Source organism: Kitasatospora atroaurantiaca, from assembly GCF_007828955.1.
Classification (GTDB): domain Bacteria; phylum Actinomycetota; class Actinomycetes; order Streptomycetales; family Streptomycetaceae; genus Kitasatospora; species Kitasatospora atroaurantiaca.
Genome location: NZ_VIVR01000001.1, coordinates 1,530,349 through 1,547,367 on the forward strand (window position 1 = coordinate 1,530,349; position 17,019 = coordinate 1,547,367).

Annotated in this window: 18 protein-coding genes; 10 read left to right on the forward strand and 8 right to left on the reverse strand. The window is 71.9% G+C overall.

The features are described 5' to 3' along the window. Positions 1-231 precede the first annotated feature (231 nt). The gene (locus FB465_RS06890; protein ID WP_145788538.1) at positions 232-945 is read right to left on the reverse strand and encodes a carbonic anhydrase; all 714 of its coding nucleotides are present in this window, start codon (positions 943-945) and stop codon (positions 232-234) included. Between the two features lie 78 nt (positions 946-1,023). Then, positions 1,024-1,482 carry a MarR family winged helix-turn-helix transcriptional regulator gene (locus FB465_RS06895; RefSeq protein WP_145788540.1) on the reverse strand — a complete coding sequence of 153 codons (459 nt, stop codon included), beginning with the start codon at positions 1,480-1,482 and terminating at the stop codon, positions 1,024-1,026. Between the two features lie 203 nt (positions 1,483-1,685). Here FB465_RS06895 and FB465_RS06900 point away from each other — a divergent pair, with 203 nt between their 5' ends. Genes FB465_RS06900 through FB465_RS06910 form a run of 3 tightly spaced genes read left to right on the forward strand, consistent with a single transcriptional unit; the run spans position 1,686 to position 5,185 of the window. After that, positions 1,686-2,396 (forward strand): urease subunit gamma, encoded by a 711-nt coding sequence (locus FB465_RS06900; RefSeq protein ID WP_145788541.1) that lies wholly within the window; start codon positions 1,686-1,688, stop codon positions 2,394-2,396. Further along, entirely contained in the window at positions 2,357-4,117 is a 1,761-nt protein-coding gene (locus FB465_RS06905; RefSeq protein ID WP_425461241.1) for an urease subunit alpha, read from the forward strand. The genes FB465_RS06900 and FB465_RS06905 overlap by 40 nt, the downstream gene beginning before the upstream one ends. A gap of 21 nt (positions 4,118-4,138) precedes the next feature. Then, entirely contained in the window at positions 4,139-5,185 is a 1,047-nt protein-coding gene (locus FB465_RS06910) for an agmatine deiminase family protein (protein WP_145788543.1), read from the forward strand. Between the two features lie 131 nt (positions 5,186-5,316). Here the strand turns inward: FB465_RS06910 and FB465_RS06915 are convergent, their stop codons facing one another. Next, complete coding sequence (locus FB465_RS06915; RefSeq protein ID WP_145788545.1) at positions 5,317-5,664, reverse strand: DoxX family protein; 348 nt, start codon at positions 5,662-5,664, stop codon at positions 5,317-5,319. Positions 5,665-5,885: 221 nt separating this feature from the next. Then, positions 5,886-6,725, reverse strand: coding sequence for a patatin-like phospholipase family protein (locus FB465_RS06920; RefSeq protein WP_145788546.1), 840 nt, complete (start codon positions 6,723-6,725; stop codon positions 5,886-5,888). A gap of 110 nt (positions 6,726-6,835) precedes the next feature. Here FB465_RS06920 and FB465_RS06925 point away from each other — a divergent pair, with 110 nt between their 5' ends. Beyond that, positions 6,836-7,516 (forward strand): TetR/AcrR family transcriptional regulator, encoded by a 681-nt coding sequence (locus tag FB465_RS06925; RefSeq protein ID WP_145788548.1) that lies wholly within the window; start codon positions 6,836-6,838, stop codon positions 7,514-7,516. 105 nt (positions 7,517-7,621) lie between these two features. On the opposite strand, the gene FB465_RS06930 is transcribed toward FB465_RS06925, so the two are convergent. After that, positions 7,622-8,506, reverse strand: coding sequence for a sigma-70 family RNA polymerase sigma factor (locus FB465_RS06930; protein ID WP_145788551.1), 885 nt, complete (start codon positions 8,504-8,506; stop codon positions 7,622-7,624). 345 nt (positions 8,507-8,851) lie between these two features. Here FB465_RS06930 and FB465_RS06935 point away from each other — a divergent pair, with 345 nt between their 5' ends. Then, positions 8,852-9,661 carry a C1 family peptidase gene (locus tag FB465_RS06935; protein ID WP_145788554.1) on the forward strand — a complete coding sequence of 270 codons (810 nt, stop codon included), beginning with the start codon at positions 8,852-8,854 and terminating at the stop codon, positions 9,659-9,661. Positions 9,662-9,724: 63 nt separating this feature from the next. Here FB465_RS06935 and FB465_RS06940 read toward each other — a convergent pair whose 3' ends face one another. Next, a complete protein-coding gene (locus tag FB465_RS06940) occupies positions 9,725-10,174 on the reverse strand; it encodes a DNA-binding protein (RefSeq protein WP_145788557.1) in 450 nt (149 codons plus the stop codon). 162 nt (positions 10,175-10,336) lie between these two features. On the opposite strand from FB465_RS06940, the gene FB465_RS06945 reads away from it, so the two are divergent. Further along, on the forward strand, positions 10,337-10,957 hold the full coding sequence (locus FB465_RS06945) for a TetR/AcrR family transcriptional regulator (RefSeq protein ID WP_145788560.1): 621 nt from the start codon (positions 10,337-10,339) through the stop codon (positions 10,955-10,957). Between the two features lie 17 nt (positions 10,958-10,974). On the opposite strand, the gene FB465_RS06950 is transcribed toward FB465_RS06945, so the two are convergent. Next, entirely contained in the window at positions 10,975-12,474 is a 1,500-nt protein-coding gene (locus tag FB465_RS06950; protein ID WP_246192550.1) for a PP2C family serine/threonine-protein phosphatase, read from the reverse strand. A gap of 275 nt (positions 12,475-12,749) precedes the next feature. Here FB465_RS06950 and FB465_RS06955 point away from each other — a divergent pair, with 275 nt between their 5' ends. The 3 genes from FB465_RS06955 (at position 12,750) to FB465_RS06965 (ending at position 14,731) form a co-directional block, all read left to right on the forward strand. Next, a complete protein-coding gene (locus FB465_RS06955) occupies positions 12,750-13,262 on the forward strand; it encodes a hypothetical protein (RefSeq protein WP_145788562.1) in 513 nt (170 codons plus the stop codon). Positions 13,263-13,376: 114 nt separating this feature from the next. After that, a complete protein-coding gene (locus FB465_RS06960; RefSeq protein ID WP_145788564.1) occupies positions 13,377-14,051 on the forward strand; it encodes a thioredoxin-like domain-containing protein in 675 nt (224 codons plus the stop codon). A gap of 59 nt (positions 14,052-14,110) precedes the next feature. Then, positions 14,111-14,731, forward strand: a complete 621-nt coding sequence (locus tag FB465_RS06965; protein ID WP_145797187.1) for a DUF305 domain-containing protein — start codon at positions 14,111-14,113, stop codon at positions 14,729-14,731. Positions 14,732-14,846: 115 nt separating this feature from the next. Here the strand turns inward: FB465_RS06965 and FB465_RS06970 are convergent, their stop codons facing one another. Continuing rightward, entirely contained in the window at positions 14,847-16,301 is a 1,455-nt protein-coding gene (locus FB465_RS06970; RefSeq protein WP_145788566.1) for an MFS transporter, read from the reverse strand. Between the two features lie 135 nt (positions 16,302-16,436). Here FB465_RS06970 and FB465_RS06975 point away from each other — a divergent pair, with 135 nt between their 5' ends. Further along, on the forward strand, positions 16,437-16,997 hold the full coding sequence (locus FB465_RS06975) for a MarR family winged helix-turn-helix transcriptional regulator (protein WP_145788567.1): 561 nt from the start codon (positions 16,437-16,439) through the stop codon (positions 16,995-16,997). The last annotated feature ends 22 nt before the right edge of the window (positions 16,998-17,019 follow it).

A 17,019-nucleotide genomic window follows, 5' to 3' on the forward strand; every position in this document is an offset into this window, starting at 1 on the left:
CAACGTACGCCCCCGCCCTCGTCCGGACAGCCGCCGCACCGAGTCCCCCACCGGGTCGGGCCGTCCCTTACTGACGACCATCCTCATGCCCAGCTGCCGCGATTCGCAACAGTGCATACGCGGCCACCTGGGGTGAAGTGGGGCTCAGGAGCCCTGGCGTGATCCATCCCGGGCCCGCCGACAGGTTTATTCGGCGGATTCCGGGATCGAGGATCAGTTCGAGATCGGAAATCAGTTCGAGAAGGTGACGGCGCCGCTGTCCAGCGAGTAGTAGGCGCCGACCACCTCCAGCTTCCCGGTGGCGACCAGCGGGCGCAGCAGCCGGTCCGAGCGCAGCCGGGCCACGGTCTGGCGGGTCTGGGCCCGGATGGTCGCCTCGACCAGCTGCTCGGGCGGGGTGCCCTGGCGGCGGGCCTCCTCGTAGGGCGCCCGGAGGTCCCGGACGATGTCTGCGAGATGCCCGGGCAGCCGCTCGCCGTCGCGGAAGGACTTCACGGCGGCCGTCACCGCGCCGCAGCGCTGGTGGCCGAGGACGACGAGCAGCTTGGTACCGAGCTCGGCCGGGCCGTACTCGAGGCTGCCGGTCACCAGGCCGTCATGGGTGTGCGCGGCGGTACGGACGACCATCAGGTCGCCCAGGCCCTGGTCGAAGACCAGCTCCGGGGGGACCCGCGAGTCGATGCAGGAGAAGACCACCGCGAAGGGCTCCTGATGGGTCGCCAGGTCGCGGCGGCGGGCCGGCGAGGCGTCGGGGTGGGAGGACCGGTTGGCGACCCAGTTCTCGTTGCCGGCCCTCAGCCGGGCCAGGGCCTCCTGGGGGGTGGTCACCAGGCCGGTGCCACCGCCCCCCGAGGAGGCGGCGACCGCCGTGGAGACCCCGAGGTTCGCGGCAAGCGCCGCCATCGCCAAGGTGCCTGCCCGAAGCACACTCCGCCGGTCCGTCATTCTGCTCTCCCGCCCACTTCAAACTGCCCTGAATGAGTGACGGCGAGTCACATTACCGGCGCACGGGGGGCGCTTTACTCACTTTTGCAGCGCGGCAACCGCACGTTGGAGGAAGGAACGGAACAGCTCGCGCTCCGCCTCCTCGAAGGCTGTCCAAAGCGCCGATTCGATCCCGACCACGCGCGCGTCCGCCTCTGCTACGAGAGCCCGCCCGGACTCGCCGAGCCGGGTGACCAGCACCTTGCTGTGCACCTCGGACTGCTCACGCTCGATCAGACCCTTGGCCCCCAAGGTGGCCAGCACGCCCGCCATGGTCTGCGGAGTGACGGCCGCGCCGCGCGCCAGCTGGGCGCCGGACATGCCCGGCCGCTCCATCAGCTGAAGCAGCACCGCGTACTGCGGCACCGTCAGATCCAGCTCGCGCAGCGCGTCGGCCTTGGCCGCCGTCACGGCCTGCTCGGCCTGCTTGACGGCGGGCCCGAGGCGCAGCCGGACACCCTTCGGACCGGCGAGCAGTTCGTCCGGGTCGGTAGTCATGGAAGGCACCTCCTGTGTATCAGGGACCTTATATCTACCCGCCACCGAATACTCGATTGCGACGCCCGGCGCGCCGAACGGTTCCTCGCGAGCAACGCTGGACACGGCGGCCCAGCCCAGGTTCAATGGCCGGAGATGTTTGAACGTCGTTCTAACTTCTCCGACCCACCTTCCGACCCACCGGCACCCGCGAGCGAGGAACCGTGCGACTGACCCCCACCGAACGGGACCGGCTGCTGATCTTCACAGCGGCCGAGCTGGCCCGCGCCCGCCGAGCCCGAGGCGTCCGCCTCAACGTTCCCGAGGCCACCGCCCTGATCGCCGACACCGTCTGCGAGGCCGCCCGCGACGGCCGCCGTCTCGCCGAGGCCATCGAGGCCGGGCGCAGCGTGCTCAGCGCCGACGACGTCCTGCCGGGCGTGCCGGACGTCGTCACCGTCGTCCAGGTCGAGGCTGTCTTCGACGACGGCACCCGGCTCGCCGTGATCAACGACCCCTTCAAGGGCGCCGGCTCGCTCGGCGACGACGCCCCCGGCGGCGCGCTGATCGGCAGCGGCGAGGGCTACGACCCGGTCGAGGAGACCGTGGTCCTGCTGGTCCACAACACCTCGGCGGTGCCGATCTCGGTCACCTCCCACTTCCACTTCTTCGAGGCCAACCCGCGCCTGGCCTTCGACCGCGCGGCGGCGTACGGCACGCACCTGGCCGTCCCGGCGGGATCCTCGGTCCGCTTCGACCCGGGCGCCACCGTCGAGGTCGGCCTGGTCCCGATCGGCGGCGAGCGCGTCGCGATCGGCTTCGCCGGCTTGGTGGACGGGCCGCTGGACGCACCCGGCGCCCGCGAGGCCGCCCTGGAGAAGGCCCGCGCGACGGGATATCTGACCAAGTTCGACGATGCGGAGATCGAGTCGTGACAGCGATTACCCCCCATGACTACATCGCCGTCCACGGCCCCCGCGCCGGCGACCGCATCCGCCTCGGCGACAGCGGCCTGATCGTCCGGGTCGAGTCCGACTCCCAGGAGCCGGGCGAGGAGTTCCTGGCCGGCTTCGGCAAGACCGCCCGCGACGGGCTGCACCTCAAGGCCGCCGCTGTTCGCGAGACCTGCGACGTCGTGATCAGCAACGTGCTCGTCATCGACGCGATCCAGGGCATCAGGAAGACCTCGATCGGCCTGATCGACGGCCGGATCGCCTCGATCGGCCGGGCCGGCAACCCGGACACGCTGGACGGTATCGACGTGGTCGTCGGCACCGGCACCACGATCGTCTCCGGCGAGGGCATGATCGCCACCGCCGGCGCCATCGACACCCACGTCCACCTGCTGTCGCCGCGCATCATGGAGGCCTCGCTGGCCTCCGGCGTGACCACGATCATCGGGCAGGAGTTCGGCCCGGTCTGGGGCGTCGGGGTCAACTCCCCCTGGGCGCTGCGGCACGCCTTCAACTCCTTCGACGCCTGGCCGGTCAACATCGGCTTCCTGGGCCGCGGTTCCTCCTCCGACGCGGCCCCGCTGGTCGAGGCGCTGGCCGAGGGCGGTGCCTCCGGCTTCAAGGTGCACGAGGACATGGGCGCCCACACCCGGGCCCTGGACACCGCGCTGCGGGTCGCCGAGGAGTACGACGTCCAGGTCGCCCTGCACACCGACGGTCTGAACGAGTGCCTCTCGGTCGAGGACACCCTCGCCGTGCTGGAGGGGCGCACCATCCACGCCTTCCACATCGAGGGCTGCGGCGGCGGGCACGTCCCGAACGTGCTGAAGATGGCCGGCGTCGAGAACGTCATCGGCTCCTCCACCAACCCGACCCTGCCGTTCGGCCGGGACGCGCTGGGCGAGCACTTCGGCATGATCGTCTCGGCCCACGACCTCAAGGTCGACCTGCCCGGCGACGCCGCCATGGCCCGCGACCGCATCCGGGCCGGCACGATGGGCGCCGAGGACGTGCTGCACGACCTCGGGGTCATCGGCATCACCTCCTCCGACGCCCAGGGCATGGGCCGGGCGGGCGAGACCGTACGCCGTACCTTCGCGATGGCCGGCAAGATGAAGACCGAGCTCGGCCCGCTCGACGGCGAGGGCTCGTACGGCACCAACGAGGGCGGCGACGACAACGAGCGCGTCCTCCGCTACATCGCCAAGCTGACCATCAACCCCGCCATCGCGCACGGTCTGGCCCACGAGGTCGGCTCGATCGAGGTCGGCAAGCTCGCCGACATCGTGCTCTGGCGGCCCGACCACTTCGGCGCCAAGCCGCAGCTGGTCCTCAAGGCCGGCTTCCCCGCGTACGGCGTGGTGGGCGACCCGAACGCCTCCACCGACCGCTGCGAACCCCTGGTGCTGGGCCCGCAGTTCGGCGCCCACGGCGCGACGGCGGCGGACATCTCGGTCGCCTTCGTCGCCCAGGCCGCGGCCGACGGTTCGTACTTGGACGTGGCCGCCGACCAACTCCCCACCCGCAGGCGCCGGGTGGGTGTGCGGAACACCCGTGGCATCGGGCCGCGCAACATGGTGCGCAACGCCCGGATCGGCAACGTCCAGGTGGAGGCCGCCTCCGGTCTGGTCTCCCTCGACGGCGCTCCGCTCCGCTCCGAGCCCGCCGACAGCGTCTCCCTCAGCCGTCTCTACTTCCTCTGATCTCCTTAGGATTTGACCCTCATGGCTACTGCTGCCTCGCCCGCTTCCCTCGGTTTCCGGATGCCCGCCGAGTGGCACCCCCACGAGCGCACCTGGATGGCGTTCCCGACCGACAACCCGACCTTCGACACCCCCGAGCACCTGCACAACTCCCGGGAGGCGTGGGCCAAGGTCGCGAACACCATCGTCCGGTACGAGCCGGTCACGATGATCGTCAACACCGGTGAGCTGGAGGACGCGCGCCGCTACGTCTCGGCGGAGGTCGAGCTGGTCGAGCGCCCGCTGGACGACGCCTGGATGCGCGACATCGGCCCGACCTTCCTGATCAGCGGTCAGGGCGAACTGGCTGCGACGGACTGGGTGTTCAACGGCTGGGGCGCACAGTCCTGGGCCCGCTGGGACAACGACCAGCACATCGCGGAGCACATCACCGAGCTGACGGGCGTCCGGCGCTTCGCCTCCGAGCTGATCAACGAGGGCGGCGGCATCCACGTCGACGGCGAGGGCACCGTCCTGGTCACCGAGACCGTCCAGCTCGGCGAGGGCCGCAACTTCGACTGGACGAAGGAGGCCGTCGAGGCGGAGCTCAACGCCCAGCTCGGCACCTCCAAGGTCATCTGGCTGCCGCGCGGACTCACCCGCGACTACGACGAGTTCGGCACCCGCGGCCACATCGACATCGTCGCCTCCTTCGTCAAGCCCGGCGTGGTCGTGGCCCACGTCCAGCCGGACCCGGCCCACCCCGACCACGAGGTCTGCAAGGAGCTCGTCGCGATCCTCCGCACCTCGACGGACGCCGCCGGCCGCCAGCTGGAGGTCATCGAGCTCCCCGCGCCGACCGTCCTGAACGACGAGGACGGCGAGCCGGTCGACTACTCCTACATCAACCACTACGTCGCCAACGGCGCGGTCATCCTCTGCGCGTTCAACGACCCGCGCGACCAGGTCGCGGCGAGCATCCTGGGCGACGCCTACCCCGACCGCAAGGTGGAACTGGTCGACGCCCGCGAGATCTTCGCCAACGGCGGCGGCATCCACTGCATCACCCAGCAGCAGCCGAAGGCCTGACGGCCGGCACCGTCCGATCGCTGCCCCGCCTCAACGCCGGAGCCGGACCCGTCCTGCACCTGAAGGTGCCTGACGTGGTCCGGCTCCGGCCGTTTCCGGGACGGCTCCGTCGGACGGGGCCCGGCCGCGGCTCAGGCGGCGAACCCCAGTGCCAGGGCGCCGACCACCGGTGCCATGTACAGCAGCGGGAACGCGGCGTGGGAGTACCACCGGGCCCGGATCACGGTGACGACCGCCCCGGCGAAGTACAGCACCAGGCCGATCCCGGCCAGGACGCCGATGACGGGCACGAACAGGCCGACCAACAGGCCCGCAGCCCCCGCGGCCTTGGCCGCACCGAGCCACAGCCACCACGACTGGGGGACGCTGTAGTCGGCCAAGGGCTGCACGACCCACTGGGCGCGGAAGAAGACGGAGCCGGCCGAGAAGCCCGCCATGATGGCGGCCAGGACGGTGACGACGACGTAGGCGGTGAACATCGAAGGTGCTCCTATCGGGCGTGTGCCGGTGCGGCTTGCCCCGGCCGGGGTCTTGCGTTCTCGCTTCTATGACCCGCCACAGCGCAGAAATGTGACAGGCGATGGGCATCAATCCGCGCGCATCAGTACCCGCTCCGTCCTTCCGGCGGCAAAGGCGGCCCTGGACCAGGCTGCTGACGAACAGTGAGTCGCCGGCATCCGAACCAGTCCCTGACACTTCCTCAGTCGTTCCACACCGCAGCCATGGTCGCCGCGTAGGCATCCGCCTCGGCGCGTCCCGCGCGTGCGGCGGCAGCCCTGCGCGCAGGGTCGAGGAGATTGCGGCCCATCGCGCGGCGTGCAGCGTCGCCCGGGACCGCCAGCGCGACCTCGGCCCCGTCCCGCGTCAACTCCGCAGCCTGCCGGGCCGTGCTCGGCATCGGCCCCGGGCCCTTGGGGATCGGGGCGATGATGGCGACCCGCCGGTGGCCGCTCGCCAGGTCGGCGTTGGCTGTCGATCGGATGCCGCCGTCGACCAACCGCCGCTGTCCCAAGGTGATCGGCGGCCACACGAGCGGCACCGCGCAGCTCGCTGCGACGGCCAGGGGCAGGCTGACTCCGCTACCTGAATCAAAAACGGTCAACTCGCCCGTACGCGCGTCCACGGCAGCCACCTTCAGTGGTCGGCCAGGCCAGTCGCGCACCGGCAGCAGCGTGCCGATGGCCTCGTGGACGTCACTCTCCGGCACCGTACGAGCGCCAAGGGCCGCCCGCCCCAGGCGCCTTACCGCGATCTCCGGATTCCGCGAACCGAGTGCCGCCCACAGGAACCTGGCCGTCTGGCCGAGAGTGACCCGCACGGTGACTCCGCCGTCCGGACCACCCAGCTGCTCCTCGTAGAGCTCCTCGACCGAGCGCCCCGACGCCAACTGCGCGCCGATCAGCGAACCCGCGGACGTGCCGATCACCAGGTCCGCAGCCGTGAGGTCGACACCGGCGTCGGCCAGGCCGGCCAGCATGCCGATCGCCCATGCTCCCCCGACGAGACCGCCACCGCCCAGCACCAGGGCTCTGTCCGTCATGTCCTTCCGTCCCCTCCGCAGTCGGACTGAAGTGGGGACAGCTCCCCGCTTCCGGCGCCGACGATATCATCTCATCCGGGGAGTGCTCCCCGGTTCCGGAAGGAGACAGGATGAACGTCGGCGAACGCGAGCCGTCACCGCTGCGGCGCGATGCCCGGCGCAACCGGGAGCTGCTGACCGCAGCCGCCCGGAACGTCTTTGCCGACCAAGGGCTGGACGCACCCCTGGACGAGATCGCCCGACGGGCCGGCGTCGGAAACGCCACCCTGTACCGGCACTTCCCGAACCGGGCGGCACTCATCGAGGCGGTCTTCCACGCGCTCCTGACAGAGACATCGGTGGCCTGCGAAACAGCGCGGGAGAGCGAAGACGCCTGGGCCGGCCTCGCGGCGTACCTCGATCTCGTGCTCGCGGGCCTGGCCGCCGACCGTGGCGCCAACGACCTCATGACCACCGGGGTTCAAGGAATCCCCTCGCTGGAGGCCCTCCACGTCCAGAACCGGGAAACCATCCACGTCCTGGTCGGGCGCGCGCAGCAACAAGGCGCGATGCGCGACGACATCACTGCGGAGGACCTGCTCTTCGCCTTGGCCGCCCTCGGCCGAGCCGTGCCCGCCCTGACCGCCACCGCCCCCGACGCCTGGCGTCGCTACCTCGCCCTCCTCCTCGACGGCCTACGCGCCGAGGTGGCCGGCCCCCTCCCCGCGACGCCCCTCACCCCCGAGGAACTCGGCGCCGTCCTGAGCGACCTGGGCCCGCACCGGGCACGCCAGAACCCGTCCACGGACTGAGCATCACGCCCCGCTCACCGCGTTGGCCGGCCCGGGCCCCCGAAGCCACCCGGGCCGGCAGCCTGGGCCGTCAGTCGTCAGTCGTCAGTCGTCAGTCGTCAGTCGTCAGTCGTCCAGGATGGTCAGGTCGAGTGAGCTCAGGCGCTCGGGGTCGGCGAGCAGGTTGATTTCGACGATCTTCCCGCCCGCGATCGTGAAGCCCATGACCGAGAACGGCTGTCCTCCCGGAGCCGTGACGACGCCCGCGGCTCCGTTCACCAGTGCCGGTCGTGCGAACTCGGCGAACCGTCCGAAGGTGAGCGCCCGCCCGGCCACCGCCCGGGCACCGCGCACCAGCTTGGACACGCCCGCAAGCGAATCGCCGGTGTCGGCTCGCAGCACGACGTCCGGGTCGAGCAGCGCGAGGAGAGCGTCGAAGTCACCGCTGCGCGAGGCGGCGAGGAAGGCGTCGACGACCTCGCGCTGGCGGCCGAGGTCGGTGTCGGGAGTGGCCGCTCCCTGCACCCGGCGGCGTGCGCGGCTGGCGAGCTGCCTGGCCGCGGTCGGCGAGCGGTCCACGATGGGGGCGATCTCGTCGAAGGGCACGGCGAACATGTCGTGCAGCACGAACGCGAGCCGCTCGGCGGGAGGCAGGGTCTCCAGGACCACGAGCAGGGCCAGGCCGACAGAGTCGGCCAGCAGGGCCTCGTACTCGGGGTCGACCCCGTCCGCGCTGCTGACGATCGGGTCGGGCACGTGCACGTCGTCCAGGGACTCCTCGCGCCGTGTCCTGCGCGAACGCAGCATGTTCAGCGCCACCCGGGCGACGACCGTGGTCAGCCAGCCGCCCAGGTTCTCGACCTCACTGGGGTCGGAGTGGTGGAGCCGGAGCCACGCCTCCTGGACGGCATCGTCCGCCTCGCTCAGCGAGCCGAGCATCCGGTAGGCCACCGCCCTCAGGTGGGTGCGGTGCGCCTCGAATCGCTCCGCCAGAAATTCGTTCTCGTCCATCGGTCACACTCCCTCGTCTCGCCGTGTCACCTCACTGACCGACGAAACCCGGCCGATGTGACAGGCACAGCAGACCGGCTGGAGTTCGGGTCACCGGTTCAGCACAGACCTGGAAATGATCGGCGTGACCAACCTCTTCAACCGCCTCAACGCCACCACCAAGCAGCCCGCCGGCGCGAGCTGGTGGTCCGGCACGTTTCCGTACGGAGGTACTCCTCCCGGAGGAGTGTGAGCCCGTTCGGCGGTTCGCAGGGTCCTCCGCGTCGCCGCTGCCCGGAATCTCCGGGAGGCTCACCTTGAACTCGCCGCCCCAGAAGGCGTGGCAAGCAAGGTGAAAGGATCACCATGACCTACTCCGACAGCGCCGCACAGAACCATCGAATCCTGAACTGCGTCCCGTCCCGCGACACCGACCGGGACTGGCAGCCCCGCCACGCCGTCGAGGCGGGGCTGCTGGCGGAAGCGCCCGCGGCGGCCCCGAGCCACGTGGATCTCCGAGAGCCCTGGTGGCATATCGGCAACCAGGAGTCCACGGGCTCCTGCGTGGGGTGGGCGACCGCCGACTCCGTCCTTCGCTGGTGCTTCGTCAAGGCCCACCGGCTGCGCCAGGATGATCCTCTGTCGGTCCGCTACGTCTGGATGGCCTCCAAGGAGACCGACCAGTTCATCAGTCAGCCGACGACCTTCGTCGAGGAGGCGGGCACCAGCCTGAAGGCGGCTCTCGACGTCGCCCGGAAGTTCGGGGTGGTACGCGACGCGGAACTGCCGTTCAAGCCCCCTCCGCTGCTGTTTCCCGGGTCCACGGCCGGTTTCTATGCCCGTGCCGCGCAGCGGCGGGTGGCCGCGTACTTCAACCTGGGCCGGAATCTGGACGAGTGGCGCAGATGGCTGGCATCCGGCAGTGGCCCGATCCTGGTCCGACTCGACGTCGACCGGACCTGGGACGACGCGCGCGACACGGACGGCAACCTCGACGTCTACAAGCAGGAGACCGTCCGGGGCGGCCATGCCGTCGCCCTCGTGGGGTACACCGCCGACCGGCGTTTCATCGTCCGGAACAGCTGGGGCACCGACTGGGGGCGTGACGGCTACGGCTTCGCGTCGGAGGGGTACGCGCAGCAGGCGTTCACCGAGGCCTACGGCGTGTCCGTCTGACACGAGCGCCGGTGGCCCGTGGCCGCACCGAACCGGCGGAGGGATCTGGGACTTGCCCCTGTGTCACTCCGCCGGTTCGGTGCGGCCGGTGAGGCGCTTGTGGCGCTGGCGCGCGGCCTGGGCGGAGCCGAGGCCGAGGTTGTAGGCGATCTGCTGCCAGGTCAGTCCTCGGCCGCGCGCCATTTCCAGCAGGCCGATCTCCAGTTCGTCGACCTCGGCGCGCGCCCACTGGACGAGGGCCAGGGCAGCGGCGAGGTCGTCCGCGTCGACCGGCGGCTCGCCCTCCTCGGGGAACTCCGTGCCGCCGGCCAGCAGGACCACCCGCCGCCAGGCATCCATCGGCCCCATCGGCATCCGCTGCTCCTCCCACCGTCTGCGGGAGTCGGCGTGCGCGTGGCGCTCGGTGATCCGGAAGAGCGCGGGGTACTGCCGCTTGGCGTGCGCCTCCGCGAGGTCCGGCCCGGCGAAGGGCCCGGAGAGCTGAGCGGCGCCGGGTGCGGTGTCTTCGGTCATGCTTCCCACCGTAGGTGGCAAGTCGATCGTTGACAACAACTCGTTCAAAACATCTTGTTCCCCTCCCGGGGCGGGCTACGCGTCATCGCAGCGAGACCCTGGGTGAGCTGGCCGAAGCCGTATCGTGGGAGCGCCGGTCCGAGCAGCCAGGAGGAAGAGCAGATGGCGGAGCCACGGGCGCGCCGTGCTGCGCGACCGCGTGAAGAGGTGTTCGCGGCCGCTCGCGCAGCGATCGCGGAGCACGGGCTCGCGAAGCTGACCATGGCCGGGCTCGGCAAACAGCTCCAGATGAGCGCGGGGCATCTCCTCTACTACTTCGGCAGCAAGGACCAGCTGCTGCTGGAGACCCTGCGCTGGAGCGAGGAGCAGCTCGGCGAACGCCGCCGGGCCGCGCTCGCGCGGGACGGCGCCAGCGTCTGGGACCGGCTGGCCGCGTACGCGGAGCTGTACCTGCCGGAGGGGCCCGGCGATCCGCGCTGGATCCTCTGGCTCGAGGTGTGGGGCCGGTCTCCGTCCAGTGCCGAGATCAGGCAGGGGCAGCTGGAGATCGAGGCGCCCTGGCAGGCCGAGCTGGTGGCGCTGATCGAGGAGGGCGTGGCGGCCGGCACGTTCGCGCCGAACGGTTCGCACGACCGGGCCGTGCAGATCCGGGCGCTGCTGGACGGGTTCGCGGTGCCGATCGCAATCGGACTGCCGGGGGCACGCCGGGAGGAGGCCGCCGCGCAGGTGGCCTCCGTCGCGGCGGCGTTGCTCGGCGGCCGCCGAGGGCCCTCCCCCGTCTGATCCGCTGCTACTCGGTACTACTCGGTCCAGAGCACGGCAGCCGTACGGTCGTCGGCGTAGCCCTTGGCGCGGACCTGGACCTGGCGGAGGAAGTCGACCGTCCCCGGTGGGTGCGGGTGGGCCCAGTGGCTGGAGAGGAAGTGCGCGACGGCCGGCTCGTCCGCGATCGGCTCGGCCAGACCGGGCGTGCAGAGCAGCAGGATGTCGCCGGGAGTCGCCGGGACGAGGCGGAACCGGAACGGGCGCGGAGTCTGATCGGCGGTCGCGGGAGCCGGTGGCCGGCCGTCCGGGTGGTGCAGCAGGCGGGCCGCGTACGCGTCGATCCAGTGGCCCGAGCGGAGCAGGTAGAGCCCGCCGGGGCCGATGCCGAAGGCGGCGCGGTGGGTGGCCTCCGGGTCCAGCGAGACCAGCAGGCAGTGCAGCGAACCGCTGTCGGGTGATGACAGGTCGGGTGACTGTCCATCAGGTGCGGGCTCGTCGATCGGGTCGTCGGGCTCGTCGGGGCCGGTCGGCCCGGTGGCGGCGGAGGACCTGAGCGGGACGGCCGCACGGGCGGTGAGGCGCTGCAGACCGTAGCGCAGGCGGTCCCGGGCGCCGGCGCGCAGGTCGGCCGCGAGTTCGGGGCGGCTGCGCCCGATGGCGGCGGCGAGGTGCTTGCACGCCTCGGCCGCCAGGGACGAGGGGATCTGCGAGCGGCTCGGGGCCCCGAGGACGGCCAGCAGCAGGCCCTCCTCCCCCTCGCCGAAGCGGGTGACCAGCAGCGCGTCCCGACGGGATTCGCCCCGGTACCGGGCGGAGTCCCCCCGTACGGAGACCGCTCGGAGGGTCGCCGCCCCGTACTGGGCGCCTTCGAGGACGGTGTCGGGGACGAGGGCGGCGAGCATGTCGGGGTCCGAGGCCGGCAGCGCGGTGGGTTCGGGCCCGTACGTGGGAGGGCGCTCACCGACGTGAGGGACGGGCGGCTGGTACGGCTTGGCGGTGGCCGGGTGGCTGGGCATCGGGTCGGGGGGCTCAACGATGGTGGCGGTCTCGGTGGACTCGGGCTCCTGCGCAGCGGGGGCAGGCGCGGGGTCCTCCGCGGCGGGAAGGGCCGTGGCCGCGGAGTCGGAGCCGGAGTCGGAGCCGTCCGACGCAGGAGCAGCCGACGCCGGAGCCGACGGCTCAGGTTCGGGGGCGGGCTGCTCGGCGGGGGGCTGCTCGGCGGCGGGCTCTCCCGTCCGCTGGGAGCCGATCATGCCTGCGGCCGAGTCGAACCAGTCGTCGACGCTGGCGTCGGCCGGAGCCGCTGAGGAAACGGCGGGTTCCGCATCGTCCGCAGCGGGCTCCGGCGGGGCGGGACGATCCCCCGTCCGCTGAACTCCGATCATGCCCGCCGCCGAGTCGAACCAGTCGTCGACGCTGCCCTCGCCCGCCGAGGCGTCCGGGGTGTCCGGCAGGGTGCCCGCCGGGCCCTCGTACACCGTGTGCCACCAGCCGTCCTCCGGCCGGTGCTGCGGGGGTGCGCCCTGGTTGCTCATCTGGCGGCTCCTCGTCCGTATGTGCCGTCTGCCGAGCGGGCTGAGTGCCGGACTCGACGTCATTGTCCCCAAGGAGAACGACGGTGTCCGGGATTCGGGGACAACCGATCACCCTGTGGGGGCAGCGATCCGGCCAGTGCCTGGTCCGATGCGTCCGACCTGCCCGGAACTGCCCCAAGCAGGGCCGATTCAGCCGGACAAAGTCTCGGGCAATGCGGAAAGTGATGGCCCGTGAGGGGCATCGCTTCACTCGTTCGGCTGATTAATATGTCCGCATGACCGCGCCGGGAGTCACCGCACCGCCGCCGGGGAGGGCCACGTACGCGGGCCGCCCGGCAGGCGTGCTCTGTGCACTGGTGCTGGCGGGTCTGCTGGTGGTGCTCCCGTCCGCTGGACGCGCCCAGGCGGTGGGCGCGAAGCAGGTACCGCCTGCTGTGACCACGGTCACCGGGCCCGCCGCGCACACGGCGCACGCGGTCCACTCGCTCTCCGCGGCCCAGGGGATCTCTGCCCACCACGGGGCCCCGATCGGCGCGCCGACGGATGCCGGACTGCCGCTCACCTGGTGCTCGGCCGACGGCGAACACCCGCTGCCGGGCAACGGCTGCTCCAGCCATCCGTACTGCGGCCAGGAGTCCCAGCTGCCGAACGCGCCGCCGCAGCCCGCAGCCGCCGTCCCCGCACAGCTGAGTCCGCCGCGGGCACTGCCGAGCCCGGCACCGCTCACCACCCTGGCCGGGCCCGACCTCGCGCCGGACCTCCATGCCCTGCAGGTCCTCCGGACCTGAGCGGAACCCACCGTCGGCCCGCGCCGCCTCGCGGACGGTCCGACGGCTCCGCCTCCCCGCCACACCCGCATACCGCCGTGCCCAGAGCGCACGGCGGGGACAAGGACAATTTCCATGGGTTCCGCCTCCAAGCAGTCCAACAAGGCGAGCAAGTCGAACGCCGGCCGCCCGAGCCCCACCGACCGCCGCGCGCGGATCGCCGAGCTGCGCGCCGAGGAGGAGCGCCGCGACCGGCGTAACAAGATCCTCGCGATCAGCGTGGCGAGTCTGCTGGTGGCCGCCATGATCGGCGGCGGCGCGTGGATCGCGCTGGACGCGAAGTCGAAGCAGGACGCCAAGGACGCCGCGGCAAAGGCTCCGGTCACGGGCGTGAAGACCTTCGACAACCTCTCCCGCAACCACGTCCAGACCAAGGTCAGCTACCCGCAGACCCCGCCGGTCGGCGGCGACCACAACCCTGTCTGGCTGAACTGCATGGGCGTCGTCTACGACAAGCCGGTCGTGAACGAGAACGCCGTTCACTCGCTGGAGCACGGCGCGGTCTGGGTCACCTACAACGGCAAGGCGAGCGCCGACGACATCAAGACGCTGTCGGAGAAGGTGAAGGCGACGCCGTACTCGTTCATGAGCCCGTACCCGGACGAGCAGGGCACCGTCACGCTGACCGCCTGGGGCACCCAGCTGACGGTGGACAGTGCCAGTGACCCGCGGGTCGGCCAGTTCTTCACCAAGTACGTGCAGGGCCCGCAGACCCAGGAGCCGGGGGCGTCGTGCAGCACCGCCCAGTGACGGACGAGGCCGACCCGGAGACGGCTGTCGAGGAGCGGCCGGCGGGGCGTCGGCGGTGGATGTGGTGGCCGGCGGCGCTGGCCGCCGTCGTGGCGCTCTGCCTGGGCGTTCCGGCGCTCCTGGCGGGCGGCACGTCCGCCTCCGGTACCGCGGCGACCGCGCCCGCGAGTGACTCGCCCGAGGCCGGGTTCGCCCGGGACATGGCGACCCACCACCAGCAGGCGATCGACATGTCGTTCATCGTCCGGGACCGGACGCAGGACACCGCCGTCCGCAACCTGGCCTTCGACATCATCAACACCCAGGCCAACCAGCGCGGCATGCTGACGGGCTGGCTGGACCAGTGGGGGCTGACGCAGAGCTCGGCCGCCAAGCCGATGGCGTGGATGCGGATGGACCACGACTACCAGGCGCACGACGGCTCCCTGATGCCGGGCATGGCCACCAACACGGAGCTCGAGAAGCTGCGCGGGCTCAGCGGCCGGGACGCCGAGGTGTACTACCTGCAGCTGATGATCCAGCACCACAAGGGCGGGGTCGCGATGGCCCAGGGCTATGTCGACCTCAGCGCCAACGCGGTGGAGAAGCGCCTCGCCCAGACCATGGTCAACGGGCAGCGTTCCGAGATCGACCTGATCACCGGGATGCTCGCGGAGCGCGGCGCCAAGCCGCTCTCCTGATCACTCGCCGGCCCTCCGGGGTGCGGTGGACGGTCCCGTCCGCCGCACCCCGGTCGTGTTTTCGCGCCCAGGCCGCACCTTCGGTGCCGCCGGAGCCCGGGAACCGGCGCCCCCTTCAGCGCCGCGCCCGTACGCCTGCCGACAGCAGCGCCGCCTGCGCGGCCACGGCGACCAGCAGCACCAGCACCGCCCGGCCGCCTACCGCATGGCCGGCCAGGTGCACGGCGAGCACGGGCAGCGCCGTGCCGAGGGCGGTGCCCAGGCTGCGGACCATGTTGACCAGGCCGCCGCCGACCGCCGAGCTCTCGGCGGGGATCGCGCGCATCACCAGCGCGTTGTTGGCCGGGAGCATGAGGCCGAGGCCGTAGCCGGCGACGAGGAGCGGCCCGGCGAAGGAGGCCGGGGCTGCCGGGAGCAGTGCTGCCAGGGCCAGGCCGAGGCCCGCGACCAGTGCCCCGAGGCGGCAGCGCGTCGCGTCGGGCCAGCCTCCGGGCAGCAGGCTACCGCCGACCGTAGCGGCGACCGCGAAGGCGGCGGGCAGCGCGGTGATCACCAGCCCGGCGGTGGTCACCGGTACGCCGGCGCCGACCAGCATGACCGGACCGAGGACCAGCGGGCAGAACAGCAGCAGATAGCCGATCAGTGCCACCACCAGCCCGGCCCGGATGCCGGGGGTGTTGACCAGGCCCGGCGGGATGATCGGCCGGTCCGCGCGCTGCTCCTGCCTGGCCAGCGCCACCGCCAGCACGGCGGCGAGGAGGAGCAGCGCGGCCACCGCCCAGCCGGGCAGGGGCAGCCCGGAGGCGGTGGAGAGGGCGAGCAGCAGTGCGGTGGACGAGCCCGCCAGCAGGACCAGCCCGAGCAGGTCGAAGCGCCTCTCACCCCGGCCCTCATCTCCCCCGGTGGCCAACTCGGTGGCAGGGCGCCCCTGCGGGTGGGTCCGCGGGAGCAGGAACCACCCGGCCAGGATGCCGAGCAGGCCGATCGGGACGTTGATCCAGAACACCCAGCGCCACGAGGCGTGTGCCACCAGCAGCCCGCCGAGGGTCGGGCCGAGCGCGAGGCCGAGCGCCTGGGCGGCAGCCTGGACGCCGAGCGCGGTACGCATGGCCCGTTCCGGCACCCCGCGCGCCACCAGAGCCACGCTGTTGGCCTGCATCATCGCGCCGCCGACGGCCTGCACCGCCCGCCAGGCCACCAGCTGGGCCAGGCTGCCCGAGAGTCCCGCGCCCAGCGAGGCGAGTGCGAAGACCGCGAAGCCGCCCAGGTACATGGTCTTGCGGCCGACCAGGTCGGAGAGCCGGCCGATCGGCGCCAGCAGGGCCACCAGGACCAGGAGGTAGGCGAGCGCGACCCACTCGACGGCGGCGAAGTTGGCCCGGAAGCCGCTCTCCAGGGCCGGGAAGGCCAGGGCCGTGATGCTCGCGGTGAGCTGCCCCAGGAAGGCCCCCAGGCAGACCGTGCCGACGGCCAACCAGTGGGCGTGCCGCCAGGCTGCGATCTGACGGGGACGAGGGCGCTCCGTGAGCAGTCGGCTGTCGAGGAGACGAGGTCGGCGGTCGGTGCTCATGGGCCGAATATATCTGCTGCAGAACTACTCGCTGAACGAACCAGTCCCTGTGCGATCACATCGTTGCAGGATGTACTCGCTGACAGATCTGGTCACCCAGCGAGGCATCTGCTACGAAGCGCTACGCTGTCGGCCATGCCGTCGCTGCCCGACTCCGACCCCGGTTCGCCCTCCCCCGCCCTCGCCGCCTCCGAGGCGGGCCCGGCCGCCGGCGGCGGGTCCGCGTTCGAGGAGGCGGCGGCGATCGAGCGCGCCCAACGGCTGACCGATGTGATCACCCGACTGCGTCGAGCCCTGCGCAGCAGCATCCGCACCGACTACCCCTGGGAGTCGCTGCCGATGGCCCAGGTGGAGCTCCTGCAGACGCTGGCCGCGGCCCCCCTGCGGGTGGGCGAGCTGGCGGCCCGTCAGCGCCTCGCACCCAACACCGTGAGCGGGCTGGTCGGCAAGCTGCTGGAGGCGGGCTTCGTGGACCGGCAGGCCGACCCCGGCGACCGCCGTACCGCGCGGATCGCCCTGACCGAGGCGGGTCACCAGCAGCTCCGGGACTGGCAGCGGGCGCACGAGCGACGGATGGCCGACGCCCTGGAGAGCCTCTCCCGTGCGGACCGCGAGGCCGTCATGGGCGCTCTGCCGGGTCTTGAGCTGCTGGCCAAGGCCCTGGCGGGCTCCGGCCCGGAGGACCGTACGGGCTGACGGACCTGACGGACCTGGCGGA

Coding starts and splice junctions, on each gene's coding strand:
- FB465_RS06890 (WP_145788538.1), bottom strand. CDS start 945: ATGACGGACCGGCGGAGTGTGCTTCGGGCAGGCACCTTGGCGATGGCG.
- FB465_RS06895 (WP_145788540.1), bottom strand. CDS start 1,482: ATGACTACCGACCCGGACGAACTGCTCGCCGGTCCGAAGGGTGTCCGG.
- FB465_RS06910 (WP_145788543.1), top strand. CDS start 4,139: ATGGCTACTGCTGCCTCGCCCGCTTCCCTCGGTTTCCGGATGCCCGCC.
- FB465_RS06915 (WP_145788545.1), bottom strand. CDS start 5,664: ATGTTCACCGCCTACGTCGTCGTCACCGTCCTGGCCGCCATCATGGCG.
- FB465_RS06920 (WP_145788546.1), bottom strand. CDS start 6,725: ATGACGGACAGAGCCCTGGTGCTGGGCGGTGGCGGTCTCGTCGGGGGA.
- FB465_RS06925 (WP_145788548.1), top strand. CDS start 6,836: ATGAACGTCGGCGAACGCGAGCCGTCACCGCTGCGGCGCGATGCCCGG.
- FB465_RS06930 (WP_145788551.1), bottom strand. CDS start 8,506: ATGGACGAGAACGAATTTCTGGCGGAGCGATTCGAGGCGCACCGCACC.
- FB465_RS06935 (WP_145788554.1), top strand. CDS start 8,852: ATGACCTACTCCGACAGCGCCGCACAGAACCATCGAATCCTGAACTGC.
- FB465_RS06940 (WP_145788557.1), bottom strand. CDS start 10,174: ATGACCGAAGACACCGCACCCGGCGCCGCTCAGCTCTCCGGGCCCTTC.
- FB465_RS06945 (WP_145788560.1), top strand. CDS start 10,337: ATGGCGGAGCCACGGGCGCGCCGTGCTGCGCGACCGCGTGAAGAGGTG.
- FB465_RS06950 (WP_246192550.1), bottom strand. CDS start 12,474: ATGAGCAACCAGGGCGCACCCCCGCAGCACCGGCCGGAGGACGGCTGG.
- FB465_RS06955 (WP_145788562.1), top strand. CDS start 12,750: ATGACCGCGCCGGGAGTCACCGCACCGCCGCCGGGGAGGGCCACGTAC.
- FB465_RS06960 (WP_145788564.1), top strand. CDS start 13,377: ATGGGTTCCGCCTCCAAGCAGTCCAACAAGGCGAGCAAGTCGAACGCC.
- FB465_RS06965 (WP_145797187.1), top strand. CDS start 14,111: ATGTGGTGGCCGGCGGCGCTGGCCGCCGTCGTGGCGCTCTGCCTGGGC.
- FB465_RS06970 (WP_145788566.1), bottom strand. CDS start 16,301: ATGAGCACCGACCGCCGACCTCGTCTCCTCGACAGCCGACTGCTCACG.
- FB465_RS06975 (WP_145788567.1), top strand. CDS start 16,437: ATGCCGTCGCTGCCCGACTCCGACCCCGGTTCGCCCTCCCCCGCCCTC.